Below are 18,337 nucleotides of genomic sequence, written 5' to 3' on the forward strand. Positions count from 1 at the left end.
CCGAGGCTCCTCCGATTTGCCCGACTCGCAGGAGGTGGTGCGAGCAGCCCTGGCCTGTCGGCGGACATGCGAGGAAGAGCTCGAGGAGCCGGGCTTCCCCTCAGCGGAAGCGCCGCACCGCGGCCGGGTTCGCCTCGGCCAGCTCCCGGATCGGCTCGTGCTCGGTCTGGGCGAGCACCTCGGAGAGCGTGCCGCGGGCCAGCAGCCTCCCGTCGCCGAGGAAGACGATCTGCGGGCACAACCGCTGCAGCAGCTCGACGTCATGGGAGGCGATCAGGGTGCCGATGCCGAGGCGCTGGATGGTGGCGGCCAGGGTGGCCGCGATCCGGCCCCTGGCGTTCGGATCCACCGCGGTCAGCGGCTCGTCGAGCACCAGGAGCTCGGGGCGGGTGGCGAGCGCGGTCGCGAGCGCGACCCGTTGGATCTCCCCACCGGAGAGCGTGCGCATCGTGCGGGGCAGGAAGTGCTCCGCGAGGCCGACGGACTCGAGCATCTCCGCAGCGGAGACGGAATGGGTGCGGCCGCCCTTGCGTGCCACCTTCGCGGCCAGCTCGAGTCGGGAACGCACGGTCTCGCGGGGATCCGAGATGGTCATCGCGTACTGCGAGACGAAGCGGACCGCGGCCCGGAAGGTCTTGCGGTCCTTCCCGCGCAGCTTCGAGACTCGCCGCCCGTTCCAGGTGACCTCCCCGGCATCGGGGATGTGCTCTCCGCTGAGCGAGGCGAGCAGGGTGGTCTTCCCGGCCCCCGAGGGTCCCAGCAGGCCCAGCGGCGGATCCCCGGCGCTGAACGTGAGGTCGATGCCCTGAAGCACCTGCTCGCCGGGATATCCGGCATGCAGGGAGGTGGCGGTGAGCGTCGTCGAAGCTGGCATCAGGGTCTTTCCTCGCGGTGGCAGGACAGTGGCACTCTAGCCAGGGGACCTGGGGACCCCCTCCGATGGCCGGCGCGGCGAGATCAGGAGGTCAGCCTGCGACGTCGACCTGCAGGAACGAGCGCGCCAGCCGTGCCAGCTCCTCCGCAGGGGCGTCCTCATGCGCCCCGGTCTGCATCGTGCGCACCGTCCGCTCCCGGATGGCGAGACTCAGCACGAGGCCGAACATGGCGCGGCTCGCGAAACCCGGATCGAGGCCTTCGCGGAGCATGCTCAGCTGTGCGAATTCCGTGAAGCACCCCTCGAAGATGTGCTCGTGGACGCGGCGCAGCCGCGCCATACGGAACCGTCCGGGGTGATCTCCGCTGACGGACTCCGCGCCGAGAGTGGCCAGCAGCTGAGTCGGCAGTGCGGAGGGGTTCCAGTGCACGGCGAGCTCCGCCACCATCGCCTCGGGGCTCGCATGCATCGTCTCGGCCTGGTCGAGGATCCGCTGCGCATGGGCCTCGAGCAGATCGATGACGCTGTCCAGCAGGATCTCCTTGGACGGGAAGTGGTGCATCAGACCCGGGTGGGAGATCCCGATGTGACGGCTGATGTCCCGCAGGCTCGCCCCGTAGTACCCGCGCTCGGCGAACATCTCCGCTGCCCCTTCAAGGATCTCCTCCCGCCGAGTGCGGACTCGGGATCCGCGGGCCTGGTCAGGTGCCTGTACCGGCGGCGCGGTGGAGGGGCTGTGGTCGCTGCGCACGAGTGCGAGGGGCGCCAGGGGAGCATCCCGGTGCGCACGCTCCAGGATCAGGTCATCAGCGGTGCCCGACAGGCGCGGAGCGACGACGGTCCGTCGGCACACGGGCAAGGGGTCGGGGAGGCGGTATTCCACTGTCGCCGCGCCGTCCTCGGGCTCGCGATCGATCGCGTGCCGCAGCGGCATCAACCCGTCCAGGTCGATGTGCTCCGCTCCGGTCAGATCGAGCGTGAGGCAGGGGGTCGGTTCGAGCCCCCGCGCCTGGCGGACGATCGGCAGCAGGGCGGTATAGGTCTCGGCGGTGAGGCAACCCGCGACGGAGAGCTGGATCTCGCGCAGATCCAGATCGACGTGGACGGTCACGGAGAGGGTGTGGGGCATGGGTGGAGGCCATTTCGTGCAGCACAAGGACTCGGCCTTCTGCTAGACCGATCAGAAGGTTATCCACGTCCTCACCGAGGTGCAATCCGACGTGCCATCCGAGGTGCGATCAGTTCTCGAAGACGGTGCGGGCAGGCGCCGAGCCCACCGAGGCCACCAGCTGCGTCGCCAGCTCCCGCAGCTTGACATTGCGGTGGTGGGAGCCGGTCTTGAGGATCGTCACCGCCTCTTCCTGGCTGCACCGGTTCTGTCCCATGATCACGCCTACCGCCAGGTCGATCACCGTCCGGGACTCGAGCGCCGCCCGGAGGTCGACCTCCGGGCGGCGCTGGCGCGCCAGCCGAACGGACGACGCCCCGGCTTCGCCTGTGCAGGGCGCCACCGGGGCGTTGCCGGACGAGACCGCCGGGGTGTCTCGAGGGGCCACGAGCGCTCCGCGAACACCTCCGCACCTGCGCGGCTCAGCTCTGGTTCAGCTCTGGTTCAGCCGGCGTGCCAGCAGGCTCTTCGCCAGCTCAGCGCCCTTGGCGCTCTCGTGCTGCGCCTTGCTGAACAGCTCGGCGAGCTCCTGGTCGCCTGCACTCTCTGCATCGGACCGGTAGGTCTCCATGCGCAGAGCATTGGACAGGCACTGCTCGGTGAACCAGATCAGGTCGTAGTTCTTATCCTTGGTGCCGGTGACCTCTCCACCTTCTGCGATGTTCATCATGACCGCTCCTCTTCGTCGTGTCTTCTCCGGGGATGCTGCCGTTCCCTTCGTGGTGTGGACCACGGTGTCATCACACGCGTAGCACGGGGAAGGGTCAACAGGTGAATGCCACCTGTGCAGGTCGCGGCCCTCGACCGATCGGACGGAACTCCGCAGCGGTGACTGCCTAGAGTGATCACCCATGAGAGGACACGGCGTTTTGCACCCATCGAGAGCATGGTGAAGACGATGAGCTGGACAGTCATGCGACAGGTGCGGCATCTGATCCTGCTCGGGGTCCTTCTGCTGGTGGTCGCGGGTTGCCAGGGAAACTTCCCCGCCGACACGCAGGGCACCTTGGACCGGGCGACCGAGGGTGAGCTCCGCGTCGGCATCGCTGAGAACGCGCCTTGGACGGAGGTCGCCCCTGACGGCTCTGTCAGCGGCACAGAGGTCGAGCTGCTGAACGACTACGCCGAGACGATCGATGCCGAGATCCGCTGGATCCCCGGAGGAGAGAACGTGCTGGCTGCCGAGATGAAGGAAGGAAACCTCGATCTGGTGATCGGCGGGCTCGCCTCGGACGTCCCCTGGACCTCGGAGATCGCGCTGACCCGGCCCTACGCCACTGCTCAGGGTCCGGACGGGAAGCCGGTGTACATCGTGATGGGCGTGCGACCGGGGGAGAACGCCCTGCTGGTGGACCTCGAGAGATACCTCGCCGAACGAGCTGGTGAGCTGTGAGCAGCAGAGAGCCGGAGGCCGGCGAGGAGGACACCGGATCGGGGCACGACGCCTTCGGAGCCGCACAGCGCGATGCGCTCCAGCGAGCCATCCGCTTGGAATGGATCACGCTGGCCTGGATGACCGGCACCGTCGTGCTGGTCGCGCTGGTCGCCGGTCAGTCCCAGGCGATGCAGGCGGCCTGGGCCGAGGACATGCTCTCCCTGCTCCCGCCGATCGCCTTCCTCGTCGCGACCCGGCGGATCCGCAAGCAGCCGGACCGCCTCCACCCCTACGGCTTCCATCGCTCCATCGGCGTCGCGCACCTGGTCGCTGCGATCGCGCTGCTCACCATGGGCGGTTATCTGGTGTTCGACTCGGTGATGGGCCTGGTCACGGTCGATCGTCCCCCGATCGGGCTCACCGTGCTTTTCGGTCATGCGATCTGGTCCGGTTGGCTGATGGTCGCCGTGATGCTGGTGACGAGCATCGGCCCGGTGATCCTGGGGCTGAAGAAGATGAAGCTCTCCGAACAGCTGCACGACAAGGTCCTGTACGCGGACGCCGACATGAGCAAGGCGGACTGGACCACGGCGGTCGCCACCATCGCCGGCGTGCTCGGGGTGGGGCTGGGTCTGTGGTGGGCGGATGCCACCGCGGCGCTGCTGGTGTCGGTCTCGATCCTCCGTGACGGGGTGAAGAACCTGCGCGGTTCCATCGGCGGCCTCACCGATGCCGAGGCACGCACCTACGACGAGTCCGAGCCCCACCCGCTGACCCTCCAGATCGAAGTGCGGGCGGGGCAGGAGCCGTGGGTGGGCGAGGCTGCTGCCCGTGTCCGCGACCAGGGGCATGTCTTCCATGCCGAGGTGTTCGTCGTCCCTCGCCCGGGTGTCGAGCCGTCGGTTCGCCAGGTCGCCGATCTGCGTGACCGGATCCATGAGCTCGACTGGAAGGTCCACGACGTGGTCGTGGCCCCGGTTCCCGAACTGCCGCCGAGGCAGACCTTTCGGTCGACACTGCGGACATGAGCGGCGATCGCCCCTAGCGTGGAGAGCCCCCGAGATCACACTGGAAGGCGGGATCATGAGAGCAGTGACCTGGCAGGGCACCGAGCGCGTGAGCGTGGAGACCGTGCCCGACCCGATACTCCAAGACCCCACCGACGCGATCATCCGCGTCACCTCGACCGCGATCTGCGGCTCGGACCTGCATCTCTACGAGGTGCTCGGACCCTTCATGACCGCCGGTGACATCATCGGCCACGAACCGATGGGAATCGTCGAGGAGGTCGGCGCGGGCGTCACCCACGTGCGGCCCGGCGACCGCGTCGTCGTCCCCTTCACCATCTCCTGCGGCCAGTGCGCCATGTGCTCCCAGGGACTGCCATCGCAGTGCGAGACCACCCAGGTCACCGAGCACAACTCCGGCGCCGCACTCCTCGGCTACTCGAAGCTGTACGGCCAGGTGCCCGGCGGCCAGGCCGAGCTCCTCAGAGTGCCGCACGCCGACTACGGGCTGATGAAGGTCGGCACCGAGCTCCCCGACGAGAACTACCTCTTCCTCAGCGACATCCTCCCCACCGCCTGGCAGGCGGTGCAGTACGCCGGGGTCCCCGCCCATCGCACCCTCACCGTGATCGGGCTCGGACCGGTCGGCCAGCTGTGCGCCAGGATCGGCCGCCACCTGGGGGCGAGGGTCTTCGGCATCGATCCGGTGCCCGAGCGTCGTGCCATGGCCGAGCGCCACGGCGTCGAGGTGCTGGACCTCGCGGAGGACACCGTCGGTGAGATCCGTGAGCGCACCCAGGGGCGCGGCCCGGACGCCGTCATCGACGCCGTGGGAATGGAAGCCGAGGGCAGTCCCGTCGCGGGCCTCGCCCAGACCATCGCGGGCAAGCTCCCCGACGTCGTGGCCCGCCCCTTCATGGAGCACGCCGGCGTGGACCGGCTCGCGGCCCTCCACACGGCCATCGATCTTGTTCGCCGCGGCGGCACCGTCTCGCTCTCCGGCGTCTACGGCGGAGCGGCGAGCCCAATGCCGCTGCTGACGATGTTCGACAAGCAGCTCCAGCTGCGTATGGGTCAGTGCAACGTGCGCGCCTGGACCGACGACCTGCTGCCGCTGGTCGAGGATCCCGCCGACCCGCTCGGAGTCGGGGACCTCGTCACCCACCGGCTGCCGCTCGAGGAGGCTGCAGTGGGCTACGACCTGTTCCAGAAGAAGCACGACGGCTGCATCAAGGTGGTCCTGGACCCGACCATCGCGGCTGCGCCGCCGGAGGTCCCCTGAACGGCATGCAGTCCGTCCGCCCACCACTGACCCAGCCCGATAACGCCCCCGCAGGAGGAACACCATGGCCGACCAGCTCACCTTCACCGATCCCGTCACCCGCTTCCCCGACATCACCCCGCCGAAGCAGGACCAGCCCGAGCCCGGCCTCGACGCGGAGCTGATCCCCGGCACCGACCGGGGCGAGGAGTCCTACCGCGGCACCGGCCGCCTGAAAGGGCGGAAGGCGCTCATCACCGGCGCTGATTCCGGCATCGGTGCCGCCGTCGCGATCGCCTTCGCCCGCGAAGGCGCCGATGTCGCACTGAACTACCTCCCGCAGGAGGAGGAGGACGCCCAGCACATCGCCGAGGTGATCCGCAAGGAGGGTCGCAAAGCCGTGCTCCTGCCCGGGGACCTGATCGACGCGGACTTCTGCCGCAGCCTGGTCGCGGACGCGGTGCACGAGCTCGACGGGCTCGACGCGCTGGTGAACAATGCAGGCCGCCAGATCGCGGTGGAGAGCCTCGAGGAGATCGAGGATCAGCAGTGGGTGGACACCTTCGCGGTGAACATCCACGCGATGTTCCGCATCACCCAGGCTGCGCTCCCGCACCTGCCCGCCGGCTCCACGATCGTGAACACCACCTCGATCCAGGCGTATCAGCCCTCGCCGACGCTCGTGGACTATGCCTCGACCAAGGCGGCGATCAACAACTTCACCAAGGGACTCGCGCAGCAGGTCGCCTCCCGCGGCATCCGGGTCAACGCGGTGGCCCCGGGCCCGATCTGGACACCCCTGCAGGTCTCGGACGGGCAGCCGAAGGAGGCCCTGCCCGAGTTCGGGAAGGCCACTCCGCTCGGCCGTGCCGGGCAGCCCACCGAGCTCGCCCCGGCGTACGTCTTCCTGACCTCGCCCGAGTCGAGCTACGTGCTGGGCGAGACCCTCGCGGTCACCGGAGGGAGCCCCACCCCGTGAGCGGACGGCACAGCGCACTGCTCCTCATCGATCTGCAGGAGGCGTTCTTCGAGGAACCGGCGCTGGCGGCGGTCCGCAGCGAGGTGATCGGCTCGGTGCGAGCGCTCGCCGAGGGCGCGCGCCGCTCCGAGGTGCCGATCTTCGTGATCACGACCGAGCACAGCCGGGACCGCTCGACGTGGACGCTGAGCATGCTCGACGACGATCAGGGCTACCTGTTCCACGGGGATCCCGGCACTGCGGTCGTCCGAGAGCTCGACACCGAGGGCATGACGCGGGTCGAGAAGACTCGCGACAGTGCGTGGTTCGGCACCGACCTGTTGTTGCGCCTGCGCAATCTGCAGGTGGAACAGGTGGTGATAGCCGGGGTCTCCGCCCACGCCTGCATCGCCCAGACCGCCCGTGACGCCTATGCGAACAATGTCCGGGCGGTGATCGTCACCGAGGCGGTGGCCGATGAGAGGGCGGACCATATGGAGAAGGTGCTCGATCAGCTCACCGGCGACCGTCAGGCGGAGCTTGCGACGGTGAAGGAGACCATCGGACGGTGGACCGGGTGAGGACCCGTCCGGTCCCTCCCCGCCCGACGATCCCGGCGCGCGCCGGGGTTCGGGACAGCGCCGGGGTTCGGGACAGCTCAGCTGCGAGGGGAGGTGGGCTCCGGCTCCTCGGTGCGGAGGAAGGCCTCGACCTGCTTGGCGAGATCCCCGAGCGGGGCGTCGTCGTGGCGCTGGTGCTGGAGCGGTCGGACCGTCTTCTCACGCACCGCGAGATTCAGCACCACGGCCAGCAGTGCACGACCCGCGAAGGCAGGATCGGTGTCCTCGCGCAGCAGTCCCTTCTCGGCGAGCGAGAGGAAGCAGGTCTCGAGCATATGCTCGTGGACCCGGCGCAGCCGTGCCAGGCGATAGCGGCCGGGGTGCTCCTCGCTGACGCTCTCGGCGTCGAGGGTGGCCAGCAGCCGGATCGGCAGGGAGGCCGGATGCCATACCTGGGCGAGACCGCGCAGCATGGCGCTGCGGTCGCCCTCCATCTCATGGATACGGTCCAGTGCGGACTGGGCATGCTCTTCCATCCGGTCGATCACGCCATCGAGCAGAGCATCCTTCGAGCCGAAGTGATGCAGCATGCCGGAATGGGAGATGCCGATGTGGCTCGAGATGTCTCGCAGGCTGGAGCCGTGGTACCCGTGCTCGGCGAACATCTCGGCGGCGCCGTCGATGATCTCCTCGCGCCGTCCGCTGCGCGCCGAGGCCTCTTCCCGAGAATGATCGTGCGTGGCACCTGGGGTGCCGGGGCCGGCCGGCGTCGGCGTGAGGCCCGGAGCAGCGGGCGCAGGATCGGTGGTCGGCACGCTCTCCATCAGCGCCGAATCCAACACGACCTCGATCGTGACATCCGGACTGTCAGGGGCGGACTTCTCGGTCATCAGTCTCCTCGATCATTCCCGCGTCCCGCCTGCGCGGACTCGACTCCCGTCGCGGCGTTCGTGCGGCGGGGCGGAACGTATGGCCGGGCTCATTACCCGCTACGAATTCTAGTACATGCAGGAGTTTCCGGTCATCGTCCGGACGCCGCGTCCTCCGGTCGAGCATGCGCGGCAGCACTGCCCCAGTGAGGCGAGGAGAGAGTCGAGGAGCGCAGGAGCGCAGGAGTCAGGAGCGCACGAGGCGGGCGATCGCGGCCGAGGCTTCCTTGAGCTTCTCCTCGGCATCGTCGCCGCCGGTGCGGGCGGCGTCGAGCACGCAGTGCTGGAGGTGGTCGTCCAGCAGCCCCATCGCGACCCCGTCCAGCGCGCTCTTCAAGGCGCTGATCTGGGTGAGGATGTCGATGCAGTACTTCTCCTCATCGACCATGCGGTGCAGGCCGCGAGCCTGGCCCTCGACACGCTTGAGCCGGGCGAGGTACCGGGACTTGTCGGAGATGTAGCCGTGGTGGTGCTCATGCTCCTCCGGGACGGGTGCGGGGCTGGGCGTGGCATCGGTGGTGGTCATGGGTTCCTCCAACGGCGTGAGCGGGACGGGGCGGGTGCACGGGCGTGCGATGGATCGCGGACGGTGGGTTTTCAGACCGCCGCGGCGGAAGTCCGTGCCGCCGGGGCAGAGGAGGCGGAAGCCGAGGCGCCTGGCGCAACGGCATGCGCCCGGCTGCGGAACGAACGCAGCCGCAGGCTGTTGCCCACCACGAACACGCTCGAGAAGGCCATCGCGGCACCGGCCAGCATCGGGTTCAGCAGACCCAGCGCGGCCAGCGGGATCGCCGCGATGTTGTAGGCGAAGGCCCAGAACAGGTTTCCCTTGATGGTGCCGAGGGTACGGCGTGAGAGCCGGATCGCGTCGGCCACGCTGCGCAGGTCGCCGCGCACCAGGGTGATGTCCGAGGCCTCGATGGCGACATCGGTGCCGGTGCCCATGGCCAGGCCCAGATCGGCCTGGGCGAGCGCGGCGGCGTCGTTCACGCCGTCTCCGACCATCGCCACCACCTTGCCCTCGGCCTGCAGGCGGCTGACGACATCGATCTTGTCCCGGGGGAGGACCTCCGCGATCACCTCCTCGATGCCGACCTCCGTGGCGATCTGCTCGGCGGCGGCCCGGTTGTCACCGGTGAGCAGGATCGGGGTGAGCCCGAGCCCTGTGAGCTGCGTGATCGCCTCTGCGCTGGTGGGCTTGACGGTGTCGGAGACGATCAGCACGCCACGCGCTCGGTCCTCCCAGAAGACGACGACCGCCGTCTGCCCGCGGGATTCTGCTGCGGCCTTCGCCTCGGAGAGCAGCGGGGGAAGCTCCTGCCCGGCGACCAGCGTGGTGCGGCCGACGAGCACAGAGCGCCCTTCGACCATGCCGCGCACACCTCGACCTTCGAGGTTCTCGAACTCCTCGACGGTGGGCAGGGCGCCGATCTCCTCGGTGACGCCCTTCGCGATCGCCTGGGCGATCGGATGCTCGGAGGCGTCCTCGACCGCACCTGCGAGGCGCAGCAGCTCGCTGCGTTCCACGCCCTCGGCCGTGACCACGTCGGCCAGGGTCATCTTCCCCGTGGTGACGGTGCCGGTCTTGTCGAGCACCACGGTGTCGATCTTCCGGGTGGACTCGAGCACCTCGGGGCCCTTGATGAGGATGCCCAGCTGAGCGCCGCGGCCGGTGCCCACGAGCAGCGCAGTGGGAGTGGCGAGGCCGAGCGCGCAGGGGCAGGCGATGATCAGCACGGCGACCGCGGCGGTGAACGCCGCCTCGAGCGGGAAGCCGGCACCGATCCAGGCCCCGAGCACGACGACGGCGAAGGCGATCACGATCGGCACGAAGATCCCCGAGATCCGATCCGCGAGGCGCTGGATCTCGGCCTTGCCCGACTGCGCCTCCTCGACCAGCTTCGCCATCTGGGCGAGCTGGGTGTCGCCGCCCACGCGGGTGGCGCGCACCAGCAGACGGCCGCCCGCGTTGACGGTCGCGCCGGTGACCGCGTCACCCACCCCGACCTCGACCGGGACCGACTCGCCGGTCAGCATCGAGGCATCCACTGCCGAGGTGCCGGAGGTGACCACGCCGTCGGTCGCGATCTTCTCGCCGGGCCGGACCACGAAGTGGTCGCCGACGGCGAGGTCGGCCACGGGAAGACGGGTCTCGACGCCGTCGCGCATCACGGCGACGTCCTTCGCGCCCATGTCCAGCAGGGCGCGCAGCGCGGCCCCGGCCTGTCGCTTCGAGCGCTTCTCGAAGTAGCGGCCCAGCAGGATGAACATGGTCACGCCCGCCGCGACCTCGAGATAGATGTTCGCCGCCCCGTCGGAGGGACCTATGGTCAGCGAGAACTCGTGGGTCATCCCGGGCATGCCGGCCGTGCCGAGGAACAGGGCGTACAGCGACCACAGGAAGGCCGCGATGGTGCCCACCGAGATCAGCGTGTCCATCGTGGCCGCGCCATGGCGCAGGTTGACCGCTGCCGCACGATGGAAGGGCCAGGCGGCCCAGACGATCACGGGAGCGGTGAGCGTGAGCACCGCCCACTGCCAGTAGGTGAACTGCAGCGCCGGGATCATCGAGATCAGGATCACCGGAACCGACAGCAGCACCGAGCCGATCAGGCGGTGGCGGAGCGAGGTCAGCTCCGGGTCCTCACGCTCGTGCGCTCCTGACGTCTCCTGCTCCGCCTCGGGCGGGGTGGGGAGAGCGGCGGTGTAGCCGGTCTGCTCGACCACCGTGACCAGATCCCGCGGGTCATAGTCCTCGGGCACGGTGACCCGCGCCTTCTCCGTCGCGTAGTTGACCGCAGCGGTGACCCCGTCGAGCTTGTTCAGCTTCCGCTCGATCCGATTCGCGCACGAGGCGCAGGTCATCCCTCCGATCTCGAGCTCGATATCGGTGGTGATCACCTGCAGCGGGGACGGGGGAGTGGTCATGATGGGCCTTTTCTCTCTCGCAACTCAGAGGAATCGCGCACGGACGGGACTGGGGTGGCAGAGCTCGACGGAGGGGAGCAGCTGGTCAGTGGCCGGAGCCACCGGAATTCGCCCAGCTGTCCACCCACTCCGAGGGGACCAGCACCCCGGCCAGCAGGTACGACGCGAAGAACAGCGCCACCAGCAGCAGGCCGTACAGTGCGACGGTGGTGCCGGCCTTCATCAGGCGCGCACCGCTGAATAGCCGGCCTCGGTGACAGCTGCGAGCACCGCGGCCTCATCCACCGGCTGCTCGGAGGAGACGCTCAGCAGACCGGTTTCGTGGCTGACCTCGACGCCCTGGACCCCGGCCAGCTCGCTGACCTCTTCGCGCACGGACATCTCGCAGTGGCCGCAGGTCATGCCGGTCACCTGGAACTGGGTAGTGGTTGCGCTCATGAGGGTTCTCCTTGCTCTCGGGATACCCCGGCGGGGTATCGGCTCCCTCTATTTATACCCCCAAGGGGTATGGGGGGCAAGGGTGATCGCTCCTTGCGGGGGTGTCGCCCGTCACTCCGCGGTGCTTCGATGGGGTCATGAGCATCGACTCCCTGACCACCATCCAGCAGGAAGCGGACCGACTGGCCACCGTCCTCGCGGCCACCGATCCCGCACAGCGGGTCCCCACCTGCCCCGACTGGACCGCAGCGGACCTCCTGTGGCATCTCACCGAGGTCCATGAGTTCTGGGCGGCGATCCTCGCCTCCCGAGCCACCGCCGAGGAGGAGGTGATGGCGATCGAGGAGGCGAAGGCCCCGCGCCCCGCTGAGCAGGACGTGCTGAGTGCCCGCCGCGAGGCCGCGACGGCGTCCCTCCTCGCCCAGCTCACTGCGCGCAGCGACGAGGAGGCCGCCTGGTTCTGGTTCTCCCAGGAGCAGACCGTCGGCGTCACCCGCCGGATGCAGACCCACGAGGCGACCATCCACCGGGTGGATGCCGAGCTCACCGCCGGTCGCCCGGTCACCTCGATCAGTCCCGAGGTGGCTGCGGCAGGACTGGACCATGTCCTGCGCGTGATGTGGCCGGCCGGCCATGAATGGATCCCCGACTGGGCGAGCACGACGCCGGTCGCCGCGATCGAGATCCGTCCCGACGGTGGCGCACCCCAGCTGCTGGGCATCAGCCGGTGGTCCGGCACGAGACCACGGGATGGGCAGGAGTTCGACGCGCCCGTCGGACGGCTGCTCGAGGAGCCCGCTGACGCCGAGGGCCTTCCGCGGGCCACCGTCTCCGGCAGCGCGATCAGCATGAACCTCTGGGCCTGGGGGCGTGCCCAGGCGCTCGACCACCTCGCGGACGGCCCGGACGCCGTCGAGATCCACGGGGACCCCGAGGCCATCAGGCAGCTCGAGGCGCTGATCGCCGAGGGGCACGACTGAACCCTCACGAATTGAGCCCTCACGGCACAGCCTCCACGACCGAGCCCCCACGACTGACCCCTCACGGCCGAGCCCTCACGACTGAACCTCCACGGCAGCGGCACTTCACCGCTGCGGTGCCGGACCGCAGCGGTCCCCTCGGGCCGGGGTCAGCTGCGTGGGGTGAGGACCACCGGGGCATGCGCCCAGCCGCCCACCGGAGCGACCTCGCGCTCTCCCACCGTCTCTGCGGCGTGCACATCGGCCACTGCGAGCAGCTCCTGCACCAAGACGACGAGCTCGAGCGTGGCCAGCGGGCGCCCGGGGCAGATGTGCGTACCGATGCCATAGACCAGGTTCTGCGCGCCATGCGCCTGCTCATCGAAGCGGTCCGGCTCCGCGAAGACCCGCTCGTCGCGGTTCGCGGAGGTCCAGTGGATCAGCACCCGCTCACCCGCCCCGATCTGGTGCCCGGCGAGCGAGACCGGGCAGGTGGTCACGCGGCGATTGGAGACGAAGGGGTCATCGATCCGCAGCAGTTCGTCGACGATCGCCGCCGCCTCGGTGAAGGTCCCGTGGCGCAGGCGCTCGGTGAGCGCGGGAGCGTCCGCAAGCGCGGTCAGCAGCACCCCCGTGCACAGGGCGATCGAGCCGAGGTCGCCTCCGGTCCAGTTGCGCAGGATCGAGACGATCTCCTCCTCGCGCAGCGCGCGCTGCGTCGACCCTGGGATCTCAGGATCCGGCAGCCTCACCTGCACCCGCATCAGCTCCGTGGTCAGGTCTTCCGGGGCGTCCGCGCCGAGCGCCCTCCGCGGTGCCACGACGGAGCGGATCAGGGTGTCGAAGCGTTCGGCGACCTCTGTGGTGCGGGAGAGTTCTCGGGAGCGGGAGGCTTCATGGTTGTCGCTCATCCATTGCAGCAGCTCGGGCTCCAGCGCGGTGGGCCAGCCGAGCCAGGTGGTCTGGGCGCGCACCGCGAACACCGCGCCGAGCGCCGCGACGGCATCGATCTCGGTACCGGTCACGTCGACATCCGCCATCAGCTCCTCGACCAGCTCTGCCGCGACGGTGCGGACCGTCGGCTCCAGGGCCTCCATCCGCTCGGGAGCGAAGAACGGATCGGTCGCCTCCCGGAATGCGGCATGCTCCTCGCCGTCGATTCCGTTGGGCACCTGCAGGAAGCGGGAGACAGCGGAGGAGAAGGTCTCGTGATCGGTGGCGACAGCGACGGCCTCCGGATGCCCGAGCACCACCCAGGTGCCGTCGGGGGTGCGTGCGAGCGGCGCCTCGGAGCGCTGCTCGTCGGTGGCGGTGAGGGGTTCGAGTCCCGTCGGATCGAAGGTGTGAGCGCTCATCTGATCACCGTACTGCGAGTTCGGCCTCCCGGGCTGGGACTCTGGCAGTTCGCAGTCGTCCCTCGAGCAGATGCACCGCGGTGGCGACCGCGAAGAACGCCACCAGCACCACGGCCGTGGTGCTCAGCACCTGCGACCAGGAGGTCGTCGACGGATCCAGGAACTCGTAGGGGTACCAGCCGGTCAACCCGCCGCGCACCCAGGTGCCCGTCAGGAACACCACCGGGAACAGCTGCCACCACAGGATGCGGCGAGCGGACGGTGCGCGGCGGCGTGCCGTCAGCAGCCAGTCCAGGAGCGCCGCGACCGGGGCCAGGCGGTGCAGCACGATCCCTGTCCAGCCGATATCCCAGCGCAGCAGCTCGTCCAGCGGCGCGACCAGCAGGGCATAGATGATCCCGGTCATCACCAGAGAGAACGCGACCGCCCCGCGCACATCGTCGAAGCACAGAAGATGGCGTCCGCCCCGTGCCACCCGCCACAGGATCAGCATCACGAAGAACAGGTTCGACTGATTGGTGAAGTACGAGAGGTTCTGCGCGAGGAGACCGTCCAGGGCCGCACCGACAGCGTTGACCAGCAGAGCGGCGAGGATCAGCAGTGCGATCAGCAGGCGCGCCACCGGGGCGGCTGTGGTCACGAACCCCGGGGCCAGTTGTCCCGCACCTCGGCGCCGCCCTCGACGACATGCTCCACGGCGCCGGGAAGGCTCGTCCAGGAGTCCTGGGGGCGGTAGCCGAGCTCGAGCTGAGTATTGGTCAGCGACCAGCGCCGGTTGGGGTTGTCGGAGATCGCGTAGTAGAGGCCGAAGGTCACCTCGGCCTCGATCGCGCGGCGGACCACCTGGGTGCAATCTGCGGGGCTGAGCCACATGGCGCGCAGGATGTCCTCCTCCGCGGCGAGGGGGTCTTCGCTGAACCAGCCGATGCGCAGGTTGATGACGTCCAGCCCGTGCTCGTCGTGGTAGAACCGGCCGAGCGTCTCGCCGAAGATCTTCGAGACGCCGTAGAGGGAATCCCCCCGGGGCAGCTGGTGCGGGTAGACGGGCCATTCCTCGTGGCGGTCGTACATGCCCATCGCATGGTTGGAGGAGGCGAGCACCACGCGGCGCACGCCTGCCTCACGCGCGGCCTCCAGCACATTGCGCACCCCGATGAGGTTCGCCTCGAGCACGGCCTCCCAGCTGGATTCGGGGGAGGCGGCACCGGCCATGTGCACGACCGTGTCGATGCCATCCATCAGCCCCAGCACCTCGTCGTACGCGTCGAGGTCGGCGAGCTTCAGGGTGACTCCTGCCGGGGCCTTGTCCTGGCTGCGACCGTGGAGGACGAGGTCGTAGTGATCCGCCAGGGTGGTGGCCAGGTGGGAGCCGACGCCCCCGGTGGCTCCGGTGATAAGCACCCGTGCGGTGCGCTGTGAATTCGTCATGCCCCCAGTATGTGCCACCGGTCACTGCTCGAGGGGGCCGGGGCTCGATTCAGGAGGCGGACGCGGGGCGGGGTCGGATCTCGGTGCGCAGGCCTTCCATGCGCTCATCGAGGTCGGCGGCGACCCGGGCGGCATCGTCCAGCTCCGCCTGGAGGCGGGCGGGGAGGTTCTTGCGGTACTTGTAGGAGAGCTTGTGCTCGGTGCTGGCCCAGAAGTCCATCGCGATGGTCCGCAGCTGCAGCTCGACCGGCACCAGCTCGGTGTGCTCGGAGAGGTAGACGGGAACCTGCACGATGAGGTGCAGCGACCGGTAGCCGTTGGGCTTCGGGGAGGCGATGTAGTCCTTGATCGTGAGCACCTCGAGATCGGGCTGCTGGCTGAGCATGTCCGCGATCCAGTAGACGTCGGAGATGAAGCTGCAGGTGATCCGGATACCGGCGATGTCCATCACGCGCTCCCGGATGGCCGCGATGGTCATGTCCCCGCCTGTGCGCAGAGCCTTGTCGACCAGGCTCTCGGTCGACTTCAGCCGGGTGCGGACGTGCTCGATGGGGCTGTACTCGTGGATCAGCTCGAATTCCTGGCGCAGGATGTTCACCTTCGTCTGCACCTCGTCGATACCGAACTGGTAATGCATCCGCAGCGTGGTGAGCTCCTCATGAACCTGGCGCATCCGCGCGGCCAGTTCCTCCGGGTCGACCTCCTCGCGCAGGAGCTGCTGGTGACGGGCGGTGACGAGCGCGCCGACCTCATCGGGAGTGCTGGGAAGGGTGGAGGTGGGGGCGGCGTCGGCGATGCCGGCGTCGACGGAGGCGTCGAGGCCGCTCGATGCGGTGTCATCCATATCGCGGTGTTCCTTCCGAAGCGGATCGGAAGCCTGAGGATGCCAGATCACGCTGAGGAGCTGGTGGACCTGCGATGGAGACGACGTGGGAGAGCATGCGCGAACGGGAAAGACCACTGCCGAGCCGGTCAGCGGCTGGCCGCGCAGTCCTGGGCGGCGGCCAGCGCATTGAAGGTGTACAGATGCGGGCCCAGCAGGGCGAGCTCCGGCTCGGCCGCAACGGCCGCCTCCAGCTCGGCGAGCAGGGGAGCAGGCTGCCAGCGGGTGGGACCGAGCAGGTGCCGCACCCCTGAATCCGCGTCGGTGAGCAGGCGCAGGGAGCGGCCGACTCCGATCCGGGTGCCGATCCGCAGCAGGCGGGCGGTGCTCACCGGCACGGCGATCCCGGGCCGCACGGGCAGGGCGATGCCGGCGGCCCGAAGCTCGCGCGTCCACGTCAGCAGCGGCGCGGACTCGAAGCACATCTGGGTGACGGCATAGGAGGCATGCTCCGCCTTCGCCCGCAGCAGCCGCATCGCCTCGGCCTCGTCCGCGAAGGGGTGACCCTCGGGGTGCGCCCCGATGCCCACCCTCATCCCGGATCCCACCGCGGTGACGGCCTCGAGCAGCGCGAGGGCACCGGGGAGGTCGCCGGCCGGCCGCGGTGCATCGCCCGCGATGACGAACACCTCGGCGACCCCCGCTGCGGCGAGCCCGCCCAGGAGCTCCTCCGCCTCGCCCGGGCCCCGGATCATGCGAGCGGCCAGGTGCGGGATCGCATGGAACCCGCGCTGCGAGAGCGCGCCCGCCACCTCGATCGTCGCTGGCAGGCCCTGGGCGGGCGAGGCGGTGATCGTGACCCGCGCTCCGGACGGCAGGTGCGCGGCGACCTCGTCGACGATCCCGCGCACCGGGATCACTTCGAACTGCGGAGCGTGATCCGCCGGTTCCGAGTGATGCTCCTCAGCGCGGTGTCGCATCGAGGGCGGTGACATCACTCTTCGGCTGCTCCTTCGTCGGGTCGATGAACGGTTTGGGCACCACCACCGCCTGCACGGGTTCCTCTCCCGAGGGCAGCTGCGTGCCGGGCCGTTCGGCCGCATCCACGGAGAATCGGGTGCCGATCTCCGAGAGTGCAGCGGGCACGAGCGCGAGGGCGATGTTCTTCTCCAGCCGGGGCGAGAAGCAGGCGGAGGTCACCTTCCCCACCACCTTCCCATCGTGGAGGACGGGGAAGGCATCGATCATCGAACCGTCGTTGTAGGTGCCGAGCGGCCGCCCGCCGAGCTCGAGGCCCACGAGCTTCCGGGCCGGGCCCTCGGACTTGATCCGGCGCAGCGCCTCCTTGCCGATGAAGTCCGCCTCCTGGTCGAGGTCGACCATCCAGTCGTAGCCCATGCCGACCTCGAAGGGGTTGGTGTCCACGGTGATGTCGGCGCCGTGGGCGAGCATGCCGCCCTCGATGCGACGGATGTGACAGGGCCCGATGACCTGCAGGCCGTGCGGCTTCCCGGCCTCGAGCACCAGCTCCCAGAGCCGCTCGGCGTCGCGGGAGGCGTGGTGGACGTAGATCTCGTAGCCGATCTCGCCGGTGTAGCCGGTGCGGGAGACGGTCACCTCGATTCCGTCGATCGCGAAGTCGTGCAGGTAGTAGTAGCGGAGGTCTGCGACGGCGTCGCCCAGCAGGTCGCGCATCAGGGCGAAGGACTTCGGGCCCTGCACCTGCACCGGGCCGACGTCGATCTCCTCGATCCGGACATCCATCCCGGCGTGGGTGGCGACTCCGCGTGCCCACAGCAGGATGTCGCTGTCCGCGAGGGAGAGCCAGAAGCGGTTCTCCTCCAGGCGCAGCAGGATCGGGTCGTTGAGGATCCCGCCGTGCTGGTCGGTGAGGAAGACGTACTTGCACTGCCCGACCGCGCACTTCGAGAGGTCGCGGGTGATGAGCAGGTTCGTGAAGTCGAAGGCGTCGGGGCCGGAGATCTCGATCTGGCGCTCGACGCCGACGTCCCAGAGGGTCACACCTTCCAGGAGGGCCCAGTACTCCGCGACCGGGTCGCCGTAGTGGCGGGGATGGTAGGTGTGGTTGTAGACGCTGTACATCGCGACCCCATGACGCCGAGAGGCGTAGAAGAACGGGGACTTGCGGATGCGGGGGTACAGCAGCATCTGGGGATTCGGGTTCACGGTCATCGTGGCCTCCAGGAATCGGGTCCGTAGCCCACTGTGACATGATGATGCGCTCTCCGCAATAGCATGCGGAGAGCGCATGAA

Annotated in this window: 20 protein-coding genes and 1 pseudogene; 6 read left to right on the plus strand and 15 right to left on the minus strand. The window is 69.2% G+C overall.

The annotated features are described in order from the left end of the window. Positions 1–100: 100 nt before the first annotated feature. The 4 genes and pseudogenes from Q0937_RS14160 to Q0937_RS14175 form a co-directional block, all read right to left on the minus strand. A complete protein-coding gene (locus tag Q0937_RS14160; protein ID WP_299304834.1) occupies positions 101–874 on the minus strand; it encodes an ABC transporter ATP-binding protein in 774 nt (257 codons plus the stop codon). A gap of 91 nt (positions 875–965) precedes the next feature. Beyond that, positions 966–2,003: a TetR/AcrR family transcriptional regulator gene (locus tag Q0937_RS14165; protein ID WP_299304837.1), complete on the minus strand. Its 1,038-nt coding sequence runs from the start codon at positions 2,001–2,003 to the stop codon at positions 966–968. A 109-nt stretch (positions 2,004–2,112) separates the two neighbouring features. After that, a pseudogene (locus Q0937_RS14170) lies at positions 2,113–2,316 on the minus strand (ANTAR domain-containing protein); the annotation flags it as partial. Positions 2,317–2,475: 159 nt separating this feature from the next. After that, positions 2,476–2,712 (minus strand): hypothetical protein, encoded by a 237-nt coding sequence (locus Q0937_RS14175; protein ID WP_299304840.1) that lies wholly within the window; start codon positions 2,710–2,712, stop codon positions 2,476–2,478. Positions 2,713–2,940: 228 nt separating this feature from the next. On the opposite strand from Q0937_RS14175, the gene Q0937_RS14180 reads away from it, so the two are divergent. The 5 genes from Q0937_RS14180 (at position 2,941) to Q0937_RS14200 (ending at position 7,224) form a co-directional block, all read left to right on the plus strand. Next, a complete protein-coding gene (locus tag Q0937_RS14180; protein WP_299304843.1) occupies positions 2,941–3,435 on the plus strand; it encodes a transporter substrate-binding domain-containing protein in 495 nt (164 codons plus the stop codon). Then, on the plus strand, positions 3,432–4,445 hold the full coding sequence (locus Q0937_RS14185) for a cation diffusion facilitator family transporter (RefSeq protein ID WP_299304846.1): 1,014 nt from the start codon (positions 3,432–3,434) through the stop codon (positions 4,443–4,445). Before Q0937_RS14180 ends, Q0937_RS14185 begins: the two co-directional genes overlap by 4 nt. A 55-nt stretch (positions 4,446–4,500) precedes the next feature. After that, complete coding sequence (locus Q0937_RS14190; RefSeq protein ID WP_299304849.1) at positions 4,501–5,706, plus strand: zinc-dependent alcohol dehydrogenase; 1,206 nt, start codon at positions 4,501–4,503, stop codon at positions 5,704–5,706. Between the two features lie 64 nt (positions 5,707–5,770). Further along, entirely contained in the window at positions 5,771–6,664 is an 894-nt protein-coding gene (locus Q0937_RS14195) for an SDR family oxidoreductase (RefSeq protein ID WP_299304853.1), read from the plus strand. After that, the gene (locus tag Q0937_RS14200) at positions 6,661–7,224 is read left to right on the plus strand and encodes a cysteine hydrolase family protein (RefSeq protein WP_299304855.1); all 564 of its coding nucleotides are present in this window, start codon (positions 6,661–6,663) and stop codon (positions 7,222–7,224) included. Before Q0937_RS14195 ends, Q0937_RS14200 begins: the two co-directional genes overlap by 4 nt. A gap of 77 nt (positions 7,225–7,301) precedes the next feature. On the opposite strand, the gene Q0937_RS14205 is transcribed toward Q0937_RS14200, so the two are convergent. From Q0937_RS14205 to Q0937_RS14225, 5 genes are all read right to left on the minus strand, one after another. Beyond that, the gene (locus tag Q0937_RS14205) at positions 7,302–8,093 is read right to left on the minus strand and encodes a TetR/AcrR family transcriptional regulator (RefSeq protein WP_299304858.1); all 792 of its coding nucleotides are present in this window, start codon (positions 8,091–8,093) and stop codon (positions 7,302–7,304) included. Positions 8,094–8,319: 226 nt separating this feature from the next. Then, positions 8,320–8,658, minus strand: coding sequence for a metal-sensitive transcriptional regulator (locus tag Q0937_RS14210; protein WP_299304860.1), 339 nt, complete (start codon positions 8,656–8,658; stop codon positions 8,320–8,322). 71 nt (positions 8,659–8,729) lie between these two features. Further along, on the minus strand, positions 8,730–11,060 hold the full coding sequence (locus tag Q0937_RS14215; RefSeq protein ID WP_299304862.1) for a cation-translocating P-type ATPase: 2,331 nt from the start codon (positions 11,058–11,060) through the stop codon (positions 8,730–8,732). Positions 11,061–11,145: 85 nt separating this feature from the next. Then, positions 11,146–11,283 (minus strand): hypothetical protein, encoded by a 138-nt coding sequence (locus tag Q0937_RS14220; RefSeq protein ID WP_299304864.1) that lies wholly within the window; start codon positions 11,281–11,283, stop codon positions 11,146–11,148. Further along, positions 11,283–11,498: a heavy-metal-associated domain-containing protein gene (locus Q0937_RS14225; protein ID WP_299304866.1), complete on the minus strand. Its 216-nt coding sequence runs from the start codon at positions 11,496–11,498 to the stop codon at positions 11,283–11,285. The genes Q0937_RS14220 and Q0937_RS14225 overlap by 1 nt, the downstream gene beginning before the upstream one ends. Positions 11,499–11,635: 137 nt before the next feature. On the opposite strand from Q0937_RS14225, the gene Q0937_RS14230 reads away from it, so the two are divergent. Further along, positions 11,636–12,478, plus strand: coding sequence for a maleylpyruvate isomerase family mycothiol-dependent enzyme (locus Q0937_RS14230; RefSeq protein ID WP_299304868.1), 843 nt, complete (start codon positions 11,636–11,638; stop codon positions 12,476–12,478). A 149-nt stretch (positions 12,479–12,627) separates the two neighbouring features. On the opposite strand, the gene Q0937_RS14235 is transcribed toward Q0937_RS14230, so the two are convergent. From Q0937_RS14235 to Q0937_RS14260, 6 genes are all read right to left on the minus strand, one after another. After that, positions 12,628–13,812 carry a cytochrome P450 gene (locus Q0937_RS14235; protein WP_299304869.1) on the minus strand — a complete coding sequence of 395 codons (1,185 nt, stop codon included), beginning with the start codon at positions 13,810–13,812 and terminating at the stop codon, positions 12,628–12,630. A 4-nt stretch (positions 13,813–13,816) separates the two neighbouring features. Continuing rightward, positions 13,817–14,452: a Pr6Pr family membrane protein gene (locus tag Q0937_RS14240; protein ID WP_299304871.1), complete on the minus strand. Its 636-nt coding sequence runs from the start codon at positions 14,450–14,452 to the stop codon at positions 13,817–13,819. Next, on the minus strand, positions 14,449–15,240 hold the full coding sequence (locus Q0937_RS14245) for an NAD(P)-dependent oxidoreductase (RefSeq protein WP_299304873.1): 792 nt from the start codon (positions 15,238–15,240) through the stop codon (positions 14,449–14,451). The genes Q0937_RS14240 and Q0937_RS14245 overlap by 4 nt, the downstream gene beginning before the upstream one ends. A gap of 49 nt (positions 15,241–15,289) precedes the next feature. Then, on the minus strand, positions 15,290–15,913 hold the full coding sequence (locus tag Q0937_RS14250) for a GTP pyrophosphokinase family protein (RefSeq protein ID WP_299305101.1): 624 nt from the start codon (positions 15,911–15,913) through the stop codon (positions 15,290–15,292). Between the two features lie 299 nt (positions 15,914–16,212). Next, positions 16,213–17,058 (minus strand): methylenetetrahydrofolate reductase, encoded by an 846-nt coding sequence (locus Q0937_RS14255; RefSeq protein WP_299304874.1) that lies wholly within the window; start codon positions 17,056–17,058, stop codon positions 16,213–16,215. Next, positions 17,027–18,256, minus strand: coding sequence for a glycine cleavage T C-terminal barrel domain-containing protein (locus tag Q0937_RS14260; RefSeq protein WP_299304877.1), 1,230 nt, complete (start codon positions 18,254–18,256; stop codon positions 17,027–17,029). Before Q0937_RS14260 ends, Q0937_RS14255 begins: the two co-directional genes overlap by 32 nt. Positions 18,257–18,337: the final 81 nt, after the last annotated feature.

Source organism: uncultured Brachybacterium sp., from assembly GCF_947500705.1.
In the GTDB taxonomy this organism is placed as follows: Bacteria; Actinomycetota; Actinomycetes; order Actinomycetales; family Dermabacteraceae; genus Brachybacterium.